This window comes from Pseudozobellia thermophila, assembly GCF_900141855.1.
GTDB lineage: Bacteria > Bacteroidota > Bacteroidia > Flavobacteriales > Flavobacteriaceae > Pseudozobellia > Pseudozobellia thermophila.
This window is the reverse complement of sequence record NZ_FQYU01000003.1, coordinates 194,507-215,016: the sequence shown is the minus strand read 5'-3', so window position 1 is coordinate 215,016 and position 20,510 is coordinate 194,507. Positions and strand designations below refer to the sequence as shown.

Here is a 20,510-nt window from a genome sequence, read left to right as displayed (position 1 = left end):
TACGCTATTTAATTGCCCGGTAAAAAAGGGAGACCTTGGTCGCAACCCCGATTCCGAAAAAAGCCGTGGGCGTTAGCGGCCAGACTACCCCTTGCCGACCGATCGCTTAAGGCGACCAAACCTTGGCGAAGCCCCATGGCTACCGCCCGTGTTTGCCTGTAACCCCCTTTACGTCCGAAATGATGTATCGGTCTTATCAATTGATTCGATATTTTTTTAAGGTCTCGTCCATACCCAGCACAAATTGGGTCCCCTTCACCAAGTCTTCCATTTCCGCCAATATATGATCGTCGACCTTAAGGCAGATATCCACCAAAGGATTGGTGCACCAGATTTTATTGCACTTTCCGCCATTGCATGAGGCGCAAAGGCAGGGCTTGTCGGAATCTTGAATAATGCCCAAAAAATGGGACAAATCGGATTCCGACATAAAGATGCCCACCGTATCTACCACCAATTGCAAGGTACAGTCGACATTAGGGGCTTCGAATACCTTGTAAAATGCCCCGTAATTGTTTCCGTATATAAGCTCCATAAAATTTGCGATAAGATTATACAAAAAAGCCGGTAACCCAATCAAGAAGGGGTACCGGCCAAACTAACTCAAACTAACTCGATGAAAACCATATGCTTTTTTGTTTGGAATCACATCCAACACCCTATGCAAATATATAATGTTATTTTTAATCAATCTAAATAAAAATATTATTTTTGAAACCGGTTTACAACTTTCAGCGACGCCTTATGAACGACATCGACCTCATATACAACAATAGTTTCGGATTGGCCTTTCAATGGAAAAGGGACAATGGCCACAACCACAACAAAGTCCAATTGGTCTTCAGGGATACGGGACTATTTGTAACCAAGGAAGAACTACTTCAATTTTCCAAAAACATAAGAAGAAGTATAAAACACTACCAAATGTGCGGTTCATGCCCCAAAAAGGAAACGTGCCGATCCATTCTCGTAGAATCGCCCGTTCCACAAATTACCTTCGCCATGAACACGGAAGAATTGGGGAATGTCCAAGACCTTGTCGAAGGCACCTTGTTTCAACTCAACTTGGACAACTATATCGATTCGTTGTTTAAAGATTGATTTCCTAAAGGCCTTAATGATAAACGGAAAAGAGCTCCGTAGCCTTGTTGTAAGCGGCCTCAAACACCATCCAATTGACGCCCGAATCGGCCTTGGCGGCGGTAAAGTAAGACAACATCTTTTCGGTGGGCATGTTACCGGTAAGTTCGTCCTTGGCCATGGGGCATCCCCCGAACCCCTGCACGGCCCCATCAAACCTGCGACAACCGGCCTTAAATGCGGCGTCGACCTTTTCGTGCCATTTGGTTGGCGTGGTATGCAAGTGTGCGCCAAACTCGATCTCGGGATACTTTGGTATTAGATTGGAAAAAAGATAATCGATGTTTTCGGGCGTCGAAGTGCCCACGGTATCGGACAGGGACAGGATCTTGACCCCCATGGCCGCCAGTTTTTCGGTCCACTCACCGACAATTTCCACGTTCCAAGGATCGCCATAGGGGTTCCCAAACCCCATGGATATGTAGGTAACCACCTCTTTTCCACTATCGCGGGCGTTTTCCAATATTTCTTTTAGGATGAGCACCGATTCGGCGATCGTTTTATGCGTATTCCGCATTTGAAAGTTTTCGGAAATGGAAAAAGGATAGCCCAAATAATCGATTTCGGGATGCCTGCAGGCATCTTTGGCCCCGCGTACATTGGCCACGATGGACAAGAGTTTGCTCTTCGACCCGGATAGGTCCAATCGCGACAGCACTTCGGCCGTATCGACCATTTGCGGTATCGCCTTGGGCGACACAAAACTGCCAAAATCAATGGTATCGAAACCACAGTTGAGCAAAGACTGAATGTACTTTACCTTCTCCCCGGTGGGAATAAAGGCCTTGATGCCTTGCATGGCATCCCTAGGGCATTCTATGATCTTAACCTTATTCTGCATACCACTTGTTACCTTCCCAAAATTACCATTATTTATCGGATATCAACAGATAGAGGGCAATACCCACAAACACCAAAATTTGCAGCCATTTTAAATAAAACCCGATCTTCGAATTGTTGTTGAGATACTTCGAAATAGACCCCGACAGAAGGGCAATTGCCCCAAAAACCACTGAAGATACGATCACGAACACCCCGCCCAAGATGTAGAACTGGACAACCGTATCCAAGGTTTGGCTAAACAGAAAGCCTGGGAAGAAAGCCAGAAAAAAAATGGCCACTTTAGGGTTGAGCACGTTCATGATAAAACCCTGGCGAAACAATTCCCACCCCTCTTTCTTGGGCACATTTTCATCGGAAAGTGCCACCGATGAACTACTTTTGTACACTTGGAAAGCCAAATACAAAAGATAGGCCGCCCCAAGCAACTTGATTCCCAAAAACAAGGCATCGCTCTGTTTGATGATCGCCGAAACCCCGAAAGCCAACAAAGTGGTATGCACCAAACAGCCCGCCATTAGACCAGCCGTAGTGGCCAGTCCGTATTTTACGCCGTTGACCAGGCTTTGCATTAAAACATAAATGTTATCGGGACCGGGAAAAACGGCAAGGGCCGACGTAGCCAGTACAAAAGCATAGAGGGTATCGTAACTCATGGACCAAACTTACAAAATACAATTTCCCATTTGTAAATATTCTTTTTCATATCTTAGAAAAAAATTAAATGATGAAGCCAATCAACCTTGCCCTTGTTCTAGCACTGTGCTGCACCAGCGTTTTTGCCAATGAACCCCATACTATCGAAAATTCAATCCAAGAAATAATTATGCCTCAAGACAGCTTGCTACGCCACGTAGTGCTTTTCAAATTCAAACCGAACACCTCAAAGGAAGATATTGAAAAAGTTGAAAAAGCCTTTAGCGAACTTCCTTCTAAGATTCCGCAAATTGTATCGTACGAATGGGGACTCAACAACAGCCCAGAGGGCCACGACAAGGGTTTTACCCACTGCTTCTTTTTAACCTTTAAGAGTGAGGCCGATCGGGCCATCTACTTGCCACATCCCGACCATAAGGCATTTGGAGCCATCCTAGGCCCCCACCTAGACGATGTTCTAGTGGTCGATTATTGGACCAGATAAATTCTTATCCGGATTTTAAAAGCGCAATGGCGAGGCTTTACCATAAAGTTTTCCCATAAAAGGGGCTATTGACCAATATCATATTTCCGTGCGGCCGCATGGCGTAATTTTACAGGTGTTAATCCGTACGGATGTAAGATGAGAGGCAATTCCAACACGTTGATATATATAGTCGCCGGGATCATTATCCTTCATTTTGTCGTCGGCCTGGTCTGGCTGGCCTATAAGATGAGCAAAAAAAAGGATGATTAAGGCCCGAGAGCAGGCCTTGGTTCGCGGACCGGATTCAATTGTTACGTTTCGCCAAAATCGCCTTGTTGATTCTTTTGACCAAGGCGGGCCCTTCGTAAATAAACCCCGTGTACAGTTGGACCAAGTCTGCACCTGCCTCCAGTTTTTCAAGGGCATCCTCTTCCGAATGTATTCCCCCAACACCGATTATCGGAAAGGCCTTATTGCTTTTTTCGGCCAAGAACCGAATGACCTCGGTACTTCTTTGGGTCAAGGGTCTTCCGCTCAATCCACCTGTTTCCTTGGTAAGCGCTTCTTCCGACCTTAAGTTTCTGCGTTCGATGGTCGTATTGGTGGCAATGACACCATCGATCTTGGTATCGGCCACAATGGCGATAATATCCATCAATTGGTCGTCGGTAAGGTCGGGTGCAATTTTTAAGAGAATAGGTTTCTCCCTTTGTTGCTTTCGCGAGGCTAAATCGGCATTCTCCTTTTTAAGTTCGAGCAAGAGGGCGGTCAAGGGCTCCTTGTCCTGAAGTTCCCTAAGGCCGGGCGTATTCGGCGAACTTACGTTCACCACAAAATAGTCGACATAATCGAAAAGGGCATTGAAGCAGATCAGGTAATCCGAAACGGCATCTTTGTTGGGCGTGACCTTGTTCTTTCCGATATTCCCCCCGACAAGCACTTTGTGCGTTTTTTTTAAGCGTTCTACCGCATCGGCCACCCCCATGTTGTTAAACCCCATACGGTTGACGATGGCCTGGTCTTGTTTTAACCGAAACAACCTCTTTTTGGGGTTTCCCGGTTGGGGTTTTGGTGTAAGGGTACCGATTTCGATAAAACCGAAACCAAAATTGGAAAGTTCGTTAAAAAGCTTGGCATCCTTATCGAAGCCGGCCGCCAAGCCCACGGGATTCTTAAACTTTATCCCGAACACCTCTGTTTCAAGACCTTTGTCCTCGCAAGTATAGATAGCCCTGAAAACGGGGGACAAGCCGATGTTGGACAATAATCGTATTAAGGAGAAGGTAAAATGATGCGCCTTTTCGGCATCCATTAAAAACAATAAGGGTCGGATAAGTGCTTTATACATGAAGTGTACTATGGTTTGGGCAAAAATACGAACTAAACCCATGTTTTGGCCCGAACCGCTTATTTTTTATGGGCAAGCCCGTAGGCCGCCATCAGCACCCTAATCCTTCGTTTCTTTTTCGTAAACCATTGGAGTTACGAAAATAGGCCTTCGGACGGCCTCGTTGCAAAGTTCGAGGTAGCGTTCGTACTGCCTTGCGTTAAAGGTCTCCAAGAGCTTTTTGTCGGCCTGTAGGGCCAATTGCACTAGTTGGTCTTGCAGGGCCTTATACTTTTCGCCCATGGTGATCAAATCTTCTTCCTTGCTCTGCGGGTGCTCGGCAAGCAGTTTTGTTATCTGGTCTTCAATGCCCTTGCTACCAACCTCCAACTCACCGCGCAAGGTTTCCATGGTGGCTATTTGCGATTCGTTCAATTGAAATGTACTTACGATCATCTCGGTGTCGTCGCCCCCTATTCCCAAAAAACATTCCTGTGCGCGAACGAGGGACGTACCGAATAAGACCAATGCCCAAAAAAAGATTTTACCAAACATGTTATTTCTTGTTAGCGATGTACTCTTTATTAAACACCAATATTAGCCAAAAATTATGTGCTCGCCATATTTGTAGGCGGATAGAAACCAAAAAGACCACCAAAGGAGGCGGTCTTTCTGATAGTTAATGGTTGTGATTTTATTTCAACGACAAGTTCAGACGTGCAAAAAGGAACCTGCCCCCGATACCGAACTGCTGTGCCCTGCGCGACCAGTCGAAGCGGCCGTCACTGCGGTTATTGTATTGTTCCTCGGCCCTATCGGGATAAATATCGAAAAGATTGTTGGCCCCTATGGTAAAGGTCAAGGCATCGGTAGCCTTGTAACCGATGGACAGGTCGGTCACCAGTTTGGTACCGAAAACCTGTTGGTTCGCCACTACGGTGGTCGCTTCGGTTACCTCGCCAAAATACACATTCCTCAAAAAGAAGACAAGTTTGTCGGAGGTCAGGCTATTGGAGAGGTTGATCTTGGTACGGGGCACGGCCTCTTCGAGGTACACCCTGCTATCTTCGGGGAAATAGGTATCTACCTCATCGGCATTTCTCAACACCTCCGACGCATTGATATCGCCAATCTGGTTGGTCTTGGAGAAAGTCCCCGCCAAGTCCGATTTCAAACGCCACTTATCCCCTAGGGAAGTATTATGGGTAATAACCACGTCCAACCCCCGCGATTCGGTATTGATCGCATTGGCAAAGAAGGAAGCCGCCGTGGCATTGGCCTGCCGCAACAAATTGTCCAATTCCGTACCCGTACCGGGCCCTTGAAATTGCCCCGTATAGACCACCCTATCGTTGATCTCTACATAGTACCCATCGACGGTAATCGTCAAATTGGCATCGGGAATCTTGGCCGTTAGCCCCAAGCTGACACTACTGGAAGTCTCCTCCTTGAGTTTGGGTATGCCCAAAAGCTCGGCTGCACGACTGTCATTGGCAAAGGTACCTACCTCTTGAGGGTCGCCGTTCTGATCAAAAATAGTCGATGTGGAGTTAAAGTTGATCTGATGCAAAGAAGGAGCCCTAAACCCCGTATTGGCGGCACCCCGAAGATTCAAATTATCGGAAACCTTGTAACGGGTGGCCAACTTAAAGTTTATGGTAGAACCAAAATCGCTGTAATTTTCGAATCGGGTGGCAAAACTGGCCAAAAACCTTTCCGAAAAATCGGCCTCTACATCTACATAGCCCGCAACACTGCTTCTTCCGCGCGACAACTCGTTATTGGGACTAAAGCCCGGAAAGACCTGCGACCCCCCAGGACGTGCGTTTCCAAAAAAGTCTTGTGCCGGTTCTTGGGTTGCCAGGGTAATGCGCTGCCCATCGGCCGTATACTGTGCATAAGAGGCCTCTTCCCCGGCTATGATGTCGTAGTTCTCGACCCGGTACTCGGCACCAAAGGCCACGTTCAGGCCCGACATCACGTCTTCGAAAAAGCGGGTTACGTCCAAGTTCGAGGTATTTTGGGCAAAGGAAAAGCCCCCGGCATCAAAAAGTGTGGGCGATGCATTTTGCATGGAGGCATTGAAGGTATTGCCTATGGTATACAAAAAGGAGTTTTTTCCGTAGGTATTGCTTAAATCTACGTCCCACTCATTGATTTTTCCCTTAATCCCGACTGATAACGATTTGTCCTTAATATTTGAATTGATCTCGGGCAAAAAGCCGTTGATATAGGCCGGGGTATAGGTACGGCTTTGGTTGGGCAATCGGTAAAATCCGGCCGAGTTTCCCGTTCGCGAGCTAATTCCGGCAAAAGAGTAAACCTCTGTTCCGTTGTCGTCCAAGGGCAAGGAAAAATTCGCGAACAAACGCCCGCCACGCAAGGCCGATTGTCCTACGCGCATGTTGTAATCGCTGCGTTCCTGGTCTCTGGCGGCAAGTTCCGATTCCGTGGCATCGGCCGACAAGATAGGTTGAAGCTCCTCTTTGGTAGTCGCGCCGTTCAAGTCGATCCCCGCTTGGTTGGCATATTGAATGACATCGGACACATCATCGTCCAATAAATTGGAAATGTCGTAACCATCGTTGAAGGCCACGCGCTCCACCACATTGTATTGGTTGAAAACCTCACCTTCCCATTCCTTCATTCTACTGTAGTCTTCACGAACGTCAAAATCGCCCGAGAAGTTCAAAAAGCCCCCTTTTTCGCCCAAGGCGACCCCGTAACTGGCGGCTATATTGGTGGTTTCCCCATCGACACCACCGGTCTGGTCATTGGCATTCTTGGTAAAATTGGCCCCAGTGGTCACCGTAGCGTTCAATTCGTTCACACTCTTGTTCAAAACGATATTGATAACCCCGGCGATGGCATCGGAACCATATTGTGCGGCCGCACCGTCGCGGAGCACCTCGATGCGCTGGATCGCAGAGGCGGGAATGGCATTTAAATCGGTACCCACGCTACCACGGCCAAAGGTTCCGTTTACATTGATCAGGGAAGAGGTATGCCGCCGTTTGCCATTGATCAATACCAATACCTGATCGGGGCCCAACCCCCTTAACGAAGCCGGGTCGATATGGTCCGTACCATCGGAAATGGTCTGGGTATTTGAGGTAAAGGAAGGGGCCACATAATTCAAGATCTGGTTAAGGTTGACCTGTGGCGCCACATTGTTCAATTCCTTCATATCGATTACATCGACCGGCACCGTACTCTCGGTAGCCGTTCGGTTGGGGTTACGAGATCCGACAATGATTACTTCGGACAGCGCTACCCCCGAGGTAAGCGTTATGCGCATTTCCCCGCCCTCGGCCGCTACCTCCTTCGATTCAAAGCCGATATAGGATACCACCAAGGTATCGCCCACCTCGGCATTGATGGAAAAGTTACCGTCAAAATCTGTCGTAGAGCCGGTGGTCGTACCCTTGACCACTACAGAAGCCCCTGGCAAAGGAGCCCCGTCTTCATCCAAAACAGTCCCCGTTATCTGGGCGCTGGCCAAACCAAGGCCTCCCAAAACGAGCAAGTAAAATGTTAAAAATAAATTTTTCATATAGTTGTTGTTTAAGTTATGATATAGGCAATATAGTTAAATTTTTGCTAAAATTGTAAGAAAATATACCTGTCAGTATCAGACATATCGAATCGTGCGCGCATACACAAGTATTTCGTACTTTTAATTTTCAAAAACACCTTCAATGCAGAACATAATTAACCGTTTTCTTGGTTATGTAAAGATCGACACCCAGAGCGACCCCCGTTCCAAGACTACGCCGAGTACTGAAAAACAGTGGTATTTAGCCGATTTGTTGGCCGAGGAACTCGAAGAAATAGGTATGGAGGAGGTCACCATCGACGAAAACGCCTATATCATGGCGACCCTGCCCAGTACGGTCGACAAAGAGGTACCGACCGTTGGATTTATCTCCCACTTCGATACTTCTCCCGATTTTTCAGGGGCCAATGTCAATCCACAGATCATAGAAAACTATGACGGAAAAGATATTGTACTCAACGCCCTTGACAACATCGTCCTTTCCCCCGACTATTTTGAAGACTTAAGGCAGTATGTAGGGCAAACCCTGATCACCACGGACGGCACCACCTTATTGGGGGCCGATGACAAGGCGGGCATCGCCGAAATCGTGACGGCCATGGAATACCTGATCGACCACCCGGAAATAAAACACGGAAAAATACGTGTCGGCTTTACCCCCGACGAGGAAATTGGTCGCGGGGCCCATCTTTTCGATGTGAAGAAATTCGGTGCCGATTGGGCCTATACCATGGATGGCAGCCAGATCGGTGAATTGGAATACGAAAACTTTAACGCCGCAAGTGCCAAGGTCAGTATTAAGGGAAAAAGTGTGCACCCCGGCTACGCCAAGAACAAAATGGTCAATGCCATAAGTATCGCTACGGAGTTTATCAACATCCTTCCTCCTGAAGAAACCCCACAAAACACCGAGGGCCGCGAAGGTTTTTTTCACGTTCACCATCTTAAGGGCGAAATCGAACATGCCGAATTTGAACTGATCATTCGAGACCACGACAAAAACCTCTTTGAAAAAAGAAAGCGGTTGATCCGCGATATTGCCACCCAACTCAACAGTATTTATGGCGATTGCATCACCATCGAGGTCAAGGACCAATATTTTAACATGAGGGAAAAAGTAGAACCCCTTTTCCATATTGTCGAGATAGCGAAAAACGCCATGGAAGCCGTAGGGGTGACCCCTATCATAAAGCCCATCCGCGGCGGAACCGACGGATCCCAATTGAGCTATATGGGCCTGCCCTGTCCGAATATATTCGCCGGCGGACACAATTTTCACGGTAAGTACGAGTACGTACCCGTGCAAAGCATGCAAAAAGCCGTGGAGGTCATCGTAAAGATTTGTGAATTGGTGGCCAGCGGCAATTACCAGTGGCGTTGATCATTTATAAACCAAGCCTAGGTGTGATGGAGAAGACCGAAAAGATCGCAAAGTACTATAATGAAGAACACCGGTTTAAGCATGCCATAGCAATACTTCGCAAATTGGCCTTACAAACGGAACTAAGGGAAACCTTTAAATGGAACTTTCCTACCTACACCCTTAACAACAGTAACATATTGGCCATTTGTAAATTCAAGAACCACTTTTGCATATGGTTCTTCAACGGGGTGTTTCTAGAAGATAGGCAGGGCCGGCTCATAAACGCACAAGAAGGAAAAACGAAGGCCATGCGCCAATGGAAGTTTTTTTCCGCGGATGAAATAAACGCCAAAGAGGTCTCCGCCTATATGCACGAAGCCGTGGAAAACGGAAAAAAAGGAATGAAGCCAGCCCCTGAAAAGAGAAAAAAGACGATGGCCCTGCCCATACCTGGGCCGTTGAAGGAGGCACTATCGAAAAACCAAGAACTAAAAGTGGCCTTTGACCGTCTTACGCCGTACAGGCGGAGGCAATATGCCGAATATATCGCCCAGGCCAAAAGGGCAGGCACCCAAAGCGCGCGATTGGTCAAAATAACACCGATGATTCTATCCGGAAAAGGGCTCAACGATGCCTATCGCTAAAAGAGCCCCCTGTTTTCACCGCAGAAAATCGGGGGCTTTATGATCTTTTAAGAATGGATTTACAACATGGGCAATTTCCAACCATTGCGATAGTCGGCCCTTAAATATTGATTGGCCTCTTCTTGCTTGAATTTGTTCGAAGCCCCGTCCCAGTAAATACGATTCCCGGTCTTAAAGGCAACGTTGCCCATATGCGATACCAATGCGGCATCGTAGCCCACCTTGATCGGCGCATGGAGTTTTGAGGCGTCGCGACTTTTTACCGCTTCGATGAAATTGGCCGTATGCAAATCGAGTCCGCTAGCGTTGCCCTTGCCCTTGGATAGCGCCTCCAACTTGGGCTTGCCTTCCTTGCCCCAGCCTTGAAACTCTTCCTCGGGAATTACCTCCCATCCATTGCGATCGACCACCAAGGTACCGTTATTGCCGATAAAGGCAATACCGTGGTTTCTTCCGTAATTGCCCCCGTCGATTCCCGTGGCGTGTTCCCAAAGGATTGAAAATCCGTCATATTCGTAAACCGTCTGGAGCGTATCGGGGGTTTCGGAGGCATCATCGGGATAGGCGAACTTACCCCCCAATGCCATGACCGACTTGGGCGTGGAGGCCTTCATACCGTAAAGGGCGTAATCGATCAAGTGCACGCCCCAATCCGTCATCAATCCCCCTGCATAATCCCAAAACCACCTAAAGTTGAAATGGAAGCGGTTGGCGTTAAAGGGCCTCTCGGGCGCCGGGCCCAGCCACATTTTATAGTCGACCCCTTCCGGAACCGCCGAATCGGGGACCACGGGTACAGGCTTCATCCAACCCTGATAGGCCCAGGCCTTGGCCAGCCTGATCTGCCCCAACTTACCCGAATGTACATAATCTATGGCATCGACGAAATGGGGTTGGCTCCTCTGCCACTGCCCTATTTGGACCATGCGATCGCTCGCTCCGACATAATTCAACATAATATCGGCCTCCTCTACCGAGTTCGCGATCGGCTTTTCACAATAAACGTCCTTCCCGGCCTGCAGGGCATCGGTCAACTGAAGGCAATGCCAATGGTCAGGCGTACCGATAATGACCACATCTATGTCCTGGTTTTCAAGAAGCCTTCTGTAATCGCGATACCATTTTGGCCTTTTAATACCGGCCTTCCCCAAATCGGCCGTCCTGGCCTTAAGGACGTTTTCATCCACATCGCAAAGGGCTATTACATCTATTTCACTGAGTTTTAACATCGAACTGAGGTCGCTGAACCCCATTCCCTTGCAGCCGATGAGCCCTACGTTGATCCTATCGTTCGCGCCCACCCGCTTTCTGATGCTGGCAAGCAGCTCCATGGGAAATAAAAATGCCGCGCCCGATCCGGCCAATGCCAGCGAGCTTTTTTTAATAAAGTTCCGTCGATTATGGTTCATTCCTTTCTCGTTTAAGTTGAACCAACAAGATAGTGATTTCCCAAGTAAAACAGGGGCATAAAAAAAGCACCGCTAACTTTAGCGGTGCTTTTTTCGCCTATCGGAATAGGGCTTATTTTTTTTCGGGAGTATTGAGTTTTTTGCTCATTTCCATGGAAATGGCGGAGCGGTCAAACTTCAATTTTCCGGCCATGGTCTCCAAGACGCAGGTGGCATCCTTATCATTGAGGTCCATTATCTTGCCATGAAGTCCGCTTTTCGTTACTACCCTATCTCCGCGTTTTAATTCCGCTATGAATTTCTTTTCGTCCTTCTGACGTTTCATTTGGGGGCGTATCATAAAAAAATACGCCACCACAAAAATCAATATCATCGGAAGAAACTGGCCAATATCGCCCATAGTTTTATCTTATTTAACTTTTATTATTTGGATACCGGCCCTACGGGAGCGGCTCCTTTAGGATTTACAAAAGCCTTTATACGCAATATTTCAGAACCTTTCTCGGTATTGGCGTTAACGGTAATGGTCTTGGTGACCTGATTTTGGCCCGATCCGTTGAACTTGACCAATAGTTCTCCCTCTTCGCCCGGGGCGATGGGATCTTTTGGAGGGTCGGGAACCGTACAACCACATGAGCTTGTGGCACTGGTTATGATCAAGGGAGCGTTACCGGTATTGGTAAACTTGAAAATGGTCTCTTGTGGAGTGCCCTGTTCTATGGTACCAAAGTCGTGCTCTTCCTTTTCGAAGGTCATAACGGGTACCTGTTTGCCGGCCTCGTCCCTTTGGGCCGCCTCGGCTACATTATCGGATTTTACTTTGCTAGATGCATTTTCTTTACATGACACAAAGGCCAAGATGGAAAATACACTTAAAGTCAAAAGTGCTTTTTTCATGGTTGAAATTTTATTTTACCTGCAAAATTAATGAATTAATTAATATCCCATTGGCCAATACGGCCAAAGAAAAGACGTTTTACACTGGGGAAAACGTTTTTCCGACTTATTTAATGCCAACGTCGATTTCGGCCAAAAATTACATTAGTCCCCTACCAATTTTGTTAAGCTTGCCGGTAGCCTTATACTCCTTGACCAGTTTATCCAATATACCGTTGATAAAAATGCTGCTTTTAGGGGTTGAATACTCCTTGGCTATTTCGAGTGCCTCGTTGATGGTCACCTTCTCGGGTATGGAAGGAAAATTCAAAAGCTCGCAGATGGCCATCTTCAGCAATATGGCATCGATATCGGCAATACGGTCCTTGTCCCAATTCGGGGTCTTGCCCTCTATTTCCTTGGTCAGTTGGGCATCGTTCAACAAGGTTTTACCCAAGAGTTTTTGGGCGAATTGCATATCGTCGTCGTCCTTGAGCAACCGCGGAAGGAAAAAACTGGACGGATGGCTTTCCTTTACCTTTTTTAAGCGCTTAAGGATAAAGGTGTTGACTATTGGAAAATCGTCTACCCAAGTAAGTTTGTCGTCTTCAAAATAATCGTAGATTTTCTCGTTGGGGGCGATAATATCCTTGAACAAGGTAATCATAAACTCCCTGTCCCCGTCATAGTCATGGGAAGTGGCTTTCATATAGGACTTATATTGGGGACTTTCTACCATATCCTTATAAACCAAGCGGACATACTCATCGTTCAAATACCAGTTATTCAACTTTCGCTTTTTCAGTTCCGCCTTCAGGGCCTCGTTGTTCGCGATTTGAAGCAGCACCTTATTGTTCACGAATTTTTCCTGGTCCGGAAATTGGTCGGAGTCGGAGGCCAAATATTTTTTTGACGAGAGCGTAAGCTGTTCCGAAGCCCGTTGATGGAGTTCAATAAACAAGCTTAAAATCAATAAATAAAGGGTGTACATGCTATCGATGCTGTAGCGCAAGAATTTCTCCTGCTTTTCCAAGGAATCGTCTTTTGACTGGGTCAGGGCATATATACACTGCATTACCTTTACCCTGATGTGCCTACGTGTTAGCATGTTAAAGAACTTTTGTATTGGTGTTAGTATGGGCTTTCACGCCGCAAAAATAACAATAAAAGGACAAAGCGACGGGCATATCTTCCTTAAAAAAAGAAAACTTTTGGCCATGGGCCAGGTGGCGTACGAAGATTCCCCTTCCCTGCCCCCCTTTGTTCATCGGTCGTAAGTATAGCCCCCATCCCCATTGCCGGTTTAATAGGATACCTTATGTATTTTATAACATTCACTTTTGGTACAAAGCCCTATCTTTGGCACATTGCTGAAACAGCCCTGTGCATTAGCCAACCCATTTAGATGAAGGAACTCAAGCACCTCAACAAATATTTCAAAAAATACTGGCGGAAACTTGTCATCGGTCTATTCATCACCATAGTCGCCCGGATACTTCAATTGGTAATGCCCTCGTACGTAAAACAGTCGATAGGGGTCATCGAAGATTTTATGGCCTCCAAAATAGCCGAATCGACGGCCAAGGAACTGTTGATGGAGTATATCTTGATCATAGTGGGCGCGGCCCTTTTATCGGGTGTCTTCACCTTTTTGATGCGACAGACGATTATCAATGTATCGCGCTATATCGAGTACGACCTGAAGAACGAAATTTTCGACCATTACCAACTGTTGAGCCTAAATTTCTACAAGAGAAACCGCACCGGCGACCTGATGAACCGGATAAGCGAGGATGTGAGCCAAGTACGTATGTATGCCGGTCCCGCATTGATGTACGGCATCAATACGCTCACCCTTTTTGCCTGTATCATACCCATTATGTTTCTGACGGCCCCTACCTTGGCGGCCTATACCCTTATTCCCTTGCCCATCCTATCGGTCCTCATTTATAAGATCAGCAAGGTAATCCACCAGCGCAGTACGGTCGTTCAGCAATACCTCTCGACCCTATCGACCTTTACCCAAGAGGTTTTTTCGGGAGTTTCGGTCATAAAGGCCTATGCCCTCGAACCCCAGACCAACAGCGACCTGACCCAATTGGCGATCGAGGGCAAGAACAAGAGTATGGCCCTGGCCAAGGTCAACGCCTGGTTCTTTCCCCTAATGATCCTGCTTATCGGGGTCAGTAATATTTTTGTCATCTATATCGGCGGCCGCCAGTATCTGAACGGCGAAATAGAATCGTATGGCGTAATTGCCGAATTCATCATCTATGTGAACATGCTCACCTGGCCCGTGGCCATTATCGGATGGCTGACATCGATCGTTCAACGGGCCGAGGCCTCGCAAAAACGCATCAATGAGTTTTTACAGGAAAGTGCCGACATACGGAACAGTGTCGACAAAGACACCCCCATAGTCGGAAAAATAGAGTTCAAGAACGTGAGCTTTACCTATGAAGACACCAACATAACGGCCCTGAAAAACATATCGTTTACCATCAATGCCGGTGAAACGGTTGCCATTCTGGGCAAGACCGGCTCCGGAAAATCAACGATACTCGATTTGGTGGCCCGTCTTTACGACGTAAGCTCCGGCGAGATTTTGATAGACGACGTTCCCATCAAGGAACTCAACGTCAACAGCCTTCGCAAGGCGATAGGGGCGGTCCCCCAAGATGCATTTTTGTTTTCCGACACCATAAAGAACAACATCAAGTTCGGCAAGGAAGACGCTACCGACGAAGAAGTGGTAGAGGCGGCCACGAATGCCGTAGTCCACGAAAACATCAAGGGCTTTTCCAAAGGCTACGACACGGTCTTGGGCGAACGCGGCATTACCTTGAGCGGTGGCCAAAAGCAACGGATCTCCATCGCCCGCGCCCTGTTGAAAGACCCCGAAATCTATCTGTTCGACGACTGCCTATCGGCCGTGGATACCGAAACCGAGGAAGAAATACTCAACAACCTCAAAAAGGCTTCGCAACAAAAGACCACCTTGATCGTAAGCCATCGGGTCTCTTCGGCCAAAAATGCCGACAAGGTTTTGGTCCTTGAAGATGGCAGGCTTCTACAAGAAGGTACCCACGAACAATTGAATGCCCAAAACGGCTATTACAAAAATCTTTACGCTACCCAACTCTCTGAGAAAGAAAATTAGAAAATAGTTGCCGTATTCCCATTTTTTTTACATTTTTGGTAGATTAACTATTAACTATACACGAAAATAAGAGATGAGCGAAAAAGATTCAATGGAACAAGAGGAGATTTATTCCAAAGTTTTACGAGCGGGAAGAAGAACCTATTTTTTTGATGTTAGAAGTACCAAGGCCGGTGATTATTATTTAACCATAACCGAGAGCAAAAAATTCACGCACGAGGATGGTTCCTTCCATTATAAAAAGCACAAGATCTACCTTTACAAAGAAGATTTTACCGCTTTTAGGGAAAATGTCGAAGAGATGATGGACTACATTATAGCAGAAAAAGGTACCGAAGTCATCTCAGAGCGCCATCAAAAAGACTTTAAGAAAGAGGAAGAGGCACTACCCGTACAGAACGGGGAAGTAAAAACCACGGACAGCTTTACCGATGTAAGCTTCGACGATATTTAGGGAAAAAGCTCCTATTTATAAAACGGCCCGCCCAGGGCCGTTTTTGTTTTTAGGCCCCTTCGGGTCGATCTGTGCCCCTCCCAAGCCTTCATTGGGTCGGATTTATTACATTTATAAGCAAATCCACACCCTATGCGAGCCTTACTCTTGGTCTTCACCCTTGCCGTTCTACAAAATTTGCCTGCCCAAGAAGCTGTGGGCCTGGCCTATTATCTACCCGACAATACCACATACGATCCTCGGACCCCTACCCCTGGGCAAGTCATCGGGCATGAAATAGGCGAATGGCACATAACACACGACAAGCTGGTTTTTTATATGCGCTCGCTCGCAAAGGCCAGCAATCGCATTCACCTTGCGAACCGGGGCGAAACCGCTGAAGGAAGGCCCCTTTTGCTGCTGACCATCACCTCGGAAAAGAACCATCAAAATATCGATCAGATCAGGTCGGACCACCTTGCGCTCAGCGAAGGTGACGGTACATCAAAAAATGTAGCGAACATGCCCATAGTGGTATACCAGGGGTTCTCCATTCACGGCAACGAACCCAGTGGCTCGAACGCTGCCCTGGCCTATGCCTACTACTTGGCCGCCGCCCAGGGACCGGAAATTGAAAAATTGTTGGACGAGGTGGTCATCTTGCTTGACCCCTCGTTGAACCCCGACGGACTCCAACGTTTTGCCCATTGGGCGAACACCCATAAAGGCATCCTGCGCAATCCTGACAGCAATGACAGGGAATACCACGAAGTATGGCCCGGGGGCCGCACCAACCATTATTGGTTCGACATGAACCGCGACTGGCTTCCGGCCCAGTTGCCCGAAAGCAGGGCCCGTATCGAAACTTTTCATTCCTGGATGCCCAACATACTTACCGACCACCACGAAATGGGCACCAACTCCACTTTCTTTTTTCAACCGGGTATTCCCTCCAGGGTACACCCGCTAACGCCAAAGGCCAACCAGGTACTAACGGCCGAAATAGGCAGCTATCACGCAGAGGCCTTTGACAAAATCGGATCCCTTTATTTCTCGGAAGAACAATACGACGATTACTACTACGGCAAGGGTTCCACTTTTCCCGACATCAACGGAGGGATTGGAATTCTGTTCGAACAGGCCAGTTCGCGCGGCCATGCCCAAGAATCGGAAAACGGACTCCTCACCTTTCCGTTCACCATCAAGAACCAAATGGTCGCCGCCCTTTCGACCTTAAAGGCGGCGGAAGGGATGCGCGTAAAGATCTTAAAGTACCAACAACGCTTTTTTGAGGAGGTCGGACTCGAATCGGCCATAGGCAGGACAAAGGCCATAGTGTTCGGAGACCCAAAAGATGCCGCGAGAACCTGGCACCTTGCCGAAATACTGTACCGGCACAAAATAAAACTCTACGAGCCCAAGGCCGATTTTAAATACAACGGAAAAGACTACAAAAAAGGCTATAGCTATATCGTTCCCCTTGGCCAAAAAAACCACCGCTTGATCAAGGCGATGTTCGAAAAACGCACCTCGTTTACCGATAGCATATTCTATGACATTTCGGCGTGGACCTTTCCCCTGGCCTTCAATATGGATTATAGCGAATTGCGTTCTTTACACTATCTGGGCAATGAACTTGCCGAACTTGACCCGCCCCAAGGCAGTATCGACAACCCGAGTACATATGCCTATCTCTTCGAATGGAACGGGTATTACGCTCCCAAGGCCCTCAACATGATTCTTGAAAGGAACCTGCGGGTCAAGGTGGCCAAGGATCGTTTCACCGTAGAAGGACACAGCTATGGGTACGGCACCCTAATGATCCCCGTACAAAACCAAGTCCACCCCCCAGAGGAAATCCACCGCCTTCTTAAAACCGTCGCCCGGGAATGTAAGATACACATCAAGGCCGTTGAAACGGGGCTGGCCAAGGGCATCGACCTGGGAAGCAGCGATTTCGACCCCGTAAAACGACAAAAAACAGCCTTATTGGTCGGTAAGGGAACACGACCTTATGATGCCGGTGAAATTTGGCATTTGTTCGATACCCGGTACCACATGAAACTGACCAAATTGGACCTTGCTTATTTAGAGTCGGTAGACCTGGGCAAATACACCGACATCATCGTGCCCAGTATCAATCCCAGGGCATTGACGAAGGCCGGAATCAACAAATTAAAAAATTGGGTCAAGGCAGGAGGCACTTTGATCGGTTACCGATCGGCCACCGAGGTTTTCACCAGAAACGGTTTAATCGACCTCAAATTGAGAAAGGACAGTTTGGTGGCCAAGAACGTTTCATTCGGCGAAAAGAACGATTTTAAGGGAGCCCAGCAGACCGGAGGGGCCATTTTCGAAGCCAAGATCGACCTTTCACACCCCATCAATTTTGGCTACTCCCACGAGCTACTCCCGCTTTTCAGGAATACCAACATCTACATCGAACCCCATGCCAACAGTTACAACAACCCCATCCAATACACTTCGAATGCCTTGTTAAGCGGCTATATATCCGAAGAAAACCTAAAAATGCTCAACAACAGCGTTCCGTTTCAAGTACAGGGCCTGGGCAAGGGACGGGTGATGGTCTTTACCGACAATACGAATTTTAGGGCCTTTTGGTACGGAACCAACAAGCTGTTGATGAACGCCATATTTTTTGGGGAAATGATGTAAACCTATCCGCCCCTATAAAACTTCACATAGGCCAAATTGAAAAGAAAGGTCGCCAACACCCATATCACGGCACCCATCAAACCAAACAAAAGGTATGCAACACCGGCAAGCACGGTATAGTATATGGGATAAACGGCCATGGCAAAGGCAAACCGAAGTGTCGACATAAACTCGATTTCCCAAACCTTGGGTTTTGCCCAAAGCCGCCACAGCATAAGTACCGGAAAATTTAACAGATAGAACACCCACTTCATCAATTTCGAAGATTTTTTGGGCACAGTGCTTCTTTTTCTATGGATGTCCAAATTTTTCTGGGCCGCGTTGGCCGCCATCGGGTCAATAAAATCGATTCCATCCTTTTGCAACGCATCGACAATGGCCCCATAGTTTTCTTCATCCTCAATATGGGTCGTCAAGGTCTTTAAGGCATTCGACACTACCTTTTTCGCCGCCATGACCGAACCTGGTATATCGTTGTCTTTAAGGAAGTCGTTTGCCAGAATGGGGCTGCCGTAATACACCGTCGCCTCATCGGGAAAGGTCTCGGCCTGCCTGTAGTTCAGTCCGACAGGAACCATATAGATATCCCGATCGGGCGCTTTGGCCATGGCATTGAAGAGAACACGGGTAAACCCCTTGCTCAAGTTCCTGACCCTGCGTTTAAGGTTGTGGTTGGCCTCGGGAAACATGACAATGGCATTTCCTTGCCCAAAAAGATCGGCACAATGATCAAAAACGGCTTGATTGTTCCTTAAGGTTGCCCTTCCATCGCGGATCCTATAAATGGGAATCATCAACAGAAAGGAAAAAAACCGCTTGAAGACGGTTATCTTAAAAACATCGGACCGGGTCAGAAAAAAAGGCTTTCGATTACAGGCTACGGCTATCAGTAATACATCCATCAAGGCATTCTGATGATTGGGCAAAAAAAGCACCGGCCCCTTTTTGGGCACCTGCTCCAGACCGCGGACCTGGATCTTGCCGAAGTAGAGATGTAAGGCGGTCTTTATGGAGACCTTCAATAAGCGATACCCAAAATTTTTCAAGTCAACCGTTCTATTTTAACGGGCCTATAGCCCCAGAATGCCGCCAGTAACAGGCCTGAAATCAAGTGCCAAACACCCCAGAAAGCCGCCAAAAGGGCCATGCCCCCCAGACCGTCAAAAAAGGTAAAGATCAACAATAGCCCCAATCCCGAGTTTTGAATTCCGGTCTCAATGGTAATCGAACGCACGTCGCGGGAAGACAGACCTATCATTTTAGCTACCGAAAAACCGGTAAAAAAGGCCAAAACATTGTGCAACACCACCAGCCAAAAAACGTAAAGGATATAGTCGGCGAAAATAGCCCGATTGTTGTACAGGGCCACGACGATCAACACGATGAAAAAGAGCAGGGAAACCAACTTTAGCACCCTACCCACCTTGACCGACAGGGGCGCATTGAAATGGTTGAGCCAAACCCCCAATACCAAGGGAATGCCCAATAGCAACAAAACCAATTTCAACATCTCCCAAGGCGAAACGGCCACCTCCCTGAGAATAATGGAAGTCGGTTCGTAAAGTTCGCCCCAAAACTGCAGGTTCAGGGGAGTCATCAATACGGCCAGTAAAGTGGATACGGCCGTTAAACTGATCGAAAGTGCCGTATTGCCCCCGGCCAAATGGGTGATAAAATTGGATACATTTCCCCCGGGACATGCCGCCACCATGAACATGCCCATGGCAATGCTCGGCAAGGGTTCGATAAAAAAGACGAGGACAAAGGTCAGGGCCGGCAACAGAAAGAACTGGCACAAAATACCTGTGTATATGGCCTTCGGACTTTTAAAAAGCCGCCTAAAATCGTTAATGGAAATCTCTAGGGCAATACCGAACATGACCAAGGCCAAGGCGATGTTCAAAATCCACTGGGACTGTGAGTCGAAGTTGAGTATGACGTTATCTAGGAGATGTTCATTCAA

The 20,510-nt window shown here is 47.6% G+C and carries 19 protein-coding genes; 7 read left to right on the top strand and 12 right to left on the bottom strand.

The features are described from left to right. Positions 1–196: 196 nt before the first annotated feature. Positions 197–535: a hypothetical protein gene (locus BUB37_RS10870; protein WP_072993359.1), complete on the bottom strand. Its 339-nt coding sequence runs from the start codon at positions 533–535 to the stop codon at positions 197–199. A gap of 176 nt (positions 536–711) precedes the next feature. On the opposite strand from BUB37_RS10870, the gene BUB37_RS10865 reads away from it, so the two are divergent. Further along, on the top strand, positions 712–1,101 hold the full coding sequence (locus tag BUB37_RS10865) for a hypothetical protein (RefSeq protein WP_244526806.1): 390 nt from the start codon (positions 712–714) through the stop codon (positions 1,099–1,101). Between the two features lie 13 nt (positions 1,102–1,114). Here the strand turns inward: BUB37_RS10865 and BUB37_RS10860 are convergent, their stop codons facing one another. After that, positions 1,115–1,981, bottom strand: a complete 867-nt coding sequence (locus tag BUB37_RS10860) for a hydroxymethylglutaryl-CoA lyase (protein WP_072993354.1) — start codon at positions 1,979–1,981, stop codon at positions 1,115–1,117. Between the two features lie 28 nt (positions 1,982–2,009). Further along, positions 2,010–2,636: a LysE family translocator gene (locus BUB37_RS10855; RefSeq protein WP_072993351.1), complete on the bottom strand. Its 627-nt coding sequence runs from the start codon at positions 2,634–2,636 to the stop codon at positions 2,010–2,012. 71 nt (positions 2,637–2,707) lie between these two features. Between BUB37_RS10855 and BUB37_RS10850 the strand changes: the two genes are divergently transcribed. Further along, positions 2,708–3,121: a Dabb family protein gene (locus BUB37_RS10850; protein WP_094766687.1), complete on the top strand. Its 414-nt coding sequence runs from the start codon at positions 2,708–2,710 to the stop codon at positions 3,119–3,121. Positions 3,122–3,407: 286 nt separating this feature from the next. Here the strand turns inward: BUB37_RS10850 and BUB37_RS10845 are convergent, their stop codons facing one another. The 3 genes from BUB37_RS10845 to BUB37_RS10835 form a co-directional block, all read right to left on the bottom strand. Beyond that, positions 3,408–4,451 carry a quinone-dependent dihydroorotate dehydrogenase gene (locus tag BUB37_RS10845; protein ID WP_072993345.1) on the bottom strand — a complete coding sequence of 348 codons (1,044 nt, stop codon included), beginning with the start codon at positions 4,449–4,451 and terminating at the stop codon, positions 3,408–3,410. Positions 4,452–4,550: 99 nt separating this feature from the next. Further along, complete coding sequence (locus BUB37_RS10840; protein WP_072993343.1) at positions 4,551–4,985, bottom strand: hypothetical protein; 435 nt, start codon at positions 4,983–4,985, stop codon at positions 4,551–4,553. Positions 4,986–5,124: 139 nt separating this feature from the next. Further along, positions 5,125–7,983, bottom strand: coding sequence for a TonB-dependent receptor (locus BUB37_RS10835; protein WP_072993340.1), 2,859 nt, complete (start codon positions 7,981–7,983; stop codon positions 5,125–5,127). Positions 7,984–8,128: 145 nt separating this feature from the next. On the opposite strand from BUB37_RS10835, the gene pepT reads away from it, so the two are divergent. Together pepT and BUB37_RS10825 are read left to right on the top strand one after the other, a co-directional pair. Beyond that, the gene (gene pepT, locus BUB37_RS10830; protein WP_072993337.1) at positions 8,129–9,367 is read left to right on the top strand and encodes a peptidase T; all 1,239 of its coding nucleotides are present in this window, start codon (positions 8,129–8,131) and stop codon (positions 9,365–9,367) included. 26 nt (positions 9,368–9,393) lie between these two features. Beyond that, positions 9,394–9,993 (top strand): YdeI/OmpD-associated family protein, encoded by a 600-nt coding sequence (locus BUB37_RS10825; protein ID WP_072993334.1) that lies wholly within the window; start codon positions 9,394–9,396, stop codon positions 9,991–9,993. 59 nt (positions 9,994–10,052) lie between these two features. Here the strand turns inward: BUB37_RS10825 and BUB37_RS10820 are convergent, their stop codons facing one another. The 4 genes from BUB37_RS10820 to nusB form a co-directional block, all read right to left on the bottom strand. Beyond that, positions 10,053–11,402: a Gfo/Idh/MocA family protein gene (locus tag BUB37_RS10820; protein ID WP_072993331.1), complete on the bottom strand. Its 1,350-nt coding sequence runs from the start codon at positions 11,400–11,402 to the stop codon at positions 10,053–10,055. Between the two features lie 112 nt (positions 11,403–11,514). After that, the gene (gene yajC, locus BUB37_RS10815; protein ID WP_072993328.1) at positions 11,515–11,802 is read right to left on the bottom strand and encodes a preprotein translocase subunit YajC; all 288 of its coding nucleotides are present in this window, start codon (positions 11,800–11,802) and stop codon (positions 11,515–11,517) included. Between the two features lie 23 nt (positions 11,803–11,825). Continuing rightward, on the bottom strand, positions 11,826–12,299 hold the full coding sequence (locus BUB37_RS10810; RefSeq protein ID WP_072993326.1) for a DUF1573 domain-containing protein: 474 nt from the start codon (positions 12,297–12,299) through the stop codon (positions 11,826–11,828). A 139-nt stretch (positions 12,300–12,438) separates the two neighbouring features. Continuing rightward, positions 12,439–13,386: a transcription antitermination factor NusB gene (gene nusB / locus BUB37_RS10805; RefSeq protein ID WP_072993323.1), complete on the bottom strand. Its 948-nt coding sequence runs from the start codon at positions 13,384–13,386 to the stop codon at positions 12,439–12,441. A gap of 297 nt (positions 13,387–13,683) precedes the next feature. On the opposite strand from nusB, the gene BUB37_RS10800 reads away from it, so the two are divergent. The 3 genes from BUB37_RS10800 (at position 13,684) to BUB37_RS10790 (ending at position 18,547) form a co-directional block, all read left to right on the top strand. After that, positions 13,684–15,438, top strand: coding sequence for an ABC transporter ATP-binding protein (locus BUB37_RS10800; RefSeq protein ID WP_072993321.1), 1,755 nt, complete (start codon positions 13,684–13,686; stop codon positions 15,436–15,438). A gap of 73 nt (positions 15,439–15,511) precedes the next feature. Next, complete coding sequence (locus tag BUB37_RS10795) at positions 15,512–15,892, top strand: PUR family DNA/RNA-binding protein (protein WP_072993318.1); 381 nt, start codon at positions 15,512–15,514, stop codon at positions 15,890–15,892. 132 nt (positions 15,893–16,024) lie between these two features. After that, the gene (locus BUB37_RS10790; protein WP_072993315.1) at positions 16,025–18,547 is read left to right on the top strand and encodes a M14 family metallopeptidase; all 2,523 of its coding nucleotides are present in this window, start codon (positions 16,025–16,027) and stop codon (positions 18,545–18,547) included. A gap of 2 nt (positions 18,548–18,549) precedes the next feature. Here the strand turns inward: BUB37_RS10790 and BUB37_RS10785 are convergent, their stop codons facing one another. Both BUB37_RS10785 and BUB37_RS10780 read right to left on the bottom strand, forming a co-directional pair. Next, on the bottom strand, positions 18,550–19,593 hold the full coding sequence (locus tag BUB37_RS10785) for a lysophospholipid acyltransferase family protein (protein WP_094766686.1): 1,044 nt from the start codon (positions 19,591–19,593) through the stop codon (positions 18,550–18,552). After that, positions 19,590–20,510, bottom strand: coding sequence for a bile acid:sodium symporter family protein (locus BUB37_RS10780; protein ID WP_072993309.1), 921 nt, complete (start codon positions 20,508–20,510; stop codon positions 19,590–19,592). Before BUB37_RS10780 ends, BUB37_RS10785 begins: the two co-directional genes overlap by 4 nt.

Excerpts from the sequence above, each read along its gene's own strand:
- BUB37_RS10870 (WP_072993359.1), bottom strand. The coding sequence starts at position 535 with ATGGAGCTTATATACGGAAACAATTACGGGGCATTTTACAAGGTATTC.
- BUB37_RS10860 (WP_072993354.1), bottom strand. The coding sequence starts at position 1,981 with ATGCAGAATAAGGTTAAGATCATAGAATGCCCTAGGGATGCCATGCAA.
- BUB37_RS10855 (WP_072993351.1), bottom strand. The coding sequence starts at position 2,636 with ATGAGTTACGATACCCTCTATGCTTTTGTACTGGCTACGTCGGCCCTT.
- BUB37_RS10850 (WP_094766687.1), top strand. The coding sequence starts at position 2,708 with ATGAAGCCAATCAACCTTGCCCTTGTTCTAGCACTGTGCTGCACCAGC.
- BUB37_RS10845 (WP_072993345.1), bottom strand. The coding sequence starts at position 4,451 with ATGTATAAAGCACTTATCCGACCCTTATTGTTTTTAATGGATGCCGAA.
- BUB37_RS10840 (WP_072993343.1), bottom strand. The coding sequence starts at position 4,985 with ATGTTTGGTAAAATCTTTTTTTGGGCATTGGTCTTATTCGGTACGTCC.
- BUB37_RS10835 (WP_072993340.1), bottom strand. The coding sequence starts at position 7,983 with ATGAAAAATTTATTTTTAACATTTTACTTGCTCGTTTTGGGAGGCCTT.
- pepT (WP_072993337.1), top strand. The coding sequence starts at position 8,129 with ATGCAGAACATAATTAACCGTTTTCTTGGTTATGTAAAGATCGACACC.
- BUB37_RS10825 (WP_072993334.1), top strand. The coding sequence starts at position 9,394 with ATGGAGAAGACCGAAAAGATCGCAAAGTACTATAATGAAGAACACCGG.
- BUB37_RS10820 (WP_072993331.1), bottom strand. The coding sequence starts at position 11,402 with ATGAACCATAATCGACGGAACTTTATTAAAAAAAGCTCGCTGGCATTG.
- yajC (WP_072993328.1), bottom strand. The coding sequence starts at position 11,802 with ATGGGCGATATTGGCCAGTTTCTTCCGATGATATTGATTTTTGTGGTG.
- BUB37_RS10810 (WP_072993326.1), bottom strand. The coding sequence starts at position 12,299 with ATGAAAAAAGCACTTTTGACTTTAAGTGTATTTTCCATCTTGGCCTTT.
- nusB (WP_072993323.1), bottom strand. The coding sequence starts at position 13,386 with ATGCTAACACGTAGGCACATCAGGGTAAAGGTAATGCAGTGTATATAT.
- BUB37_RS10800 (WP_072993321.1), top strand. The coding sequence starts at position 13,684 with ATGAAGGAACTCAAGCACCTCAACAAATATTTCAAAAAATACTGGCGG.
- BUB37_RS10795 (WP_072993318.1), top strand. The coding sequence starts at position 15,512 with ATGAGCGAAAAAGATTCAATGGAACAAGAGGAGATTTATTCCAAAGTT.
- BUB37_RS10790 (WP_072993315.1), top strand. The coding sequence starts at position 16,025 with ATGCGAGCCTTACTCTTGGTCTTCACCCTTGCCGTTCTACAAAATTTG.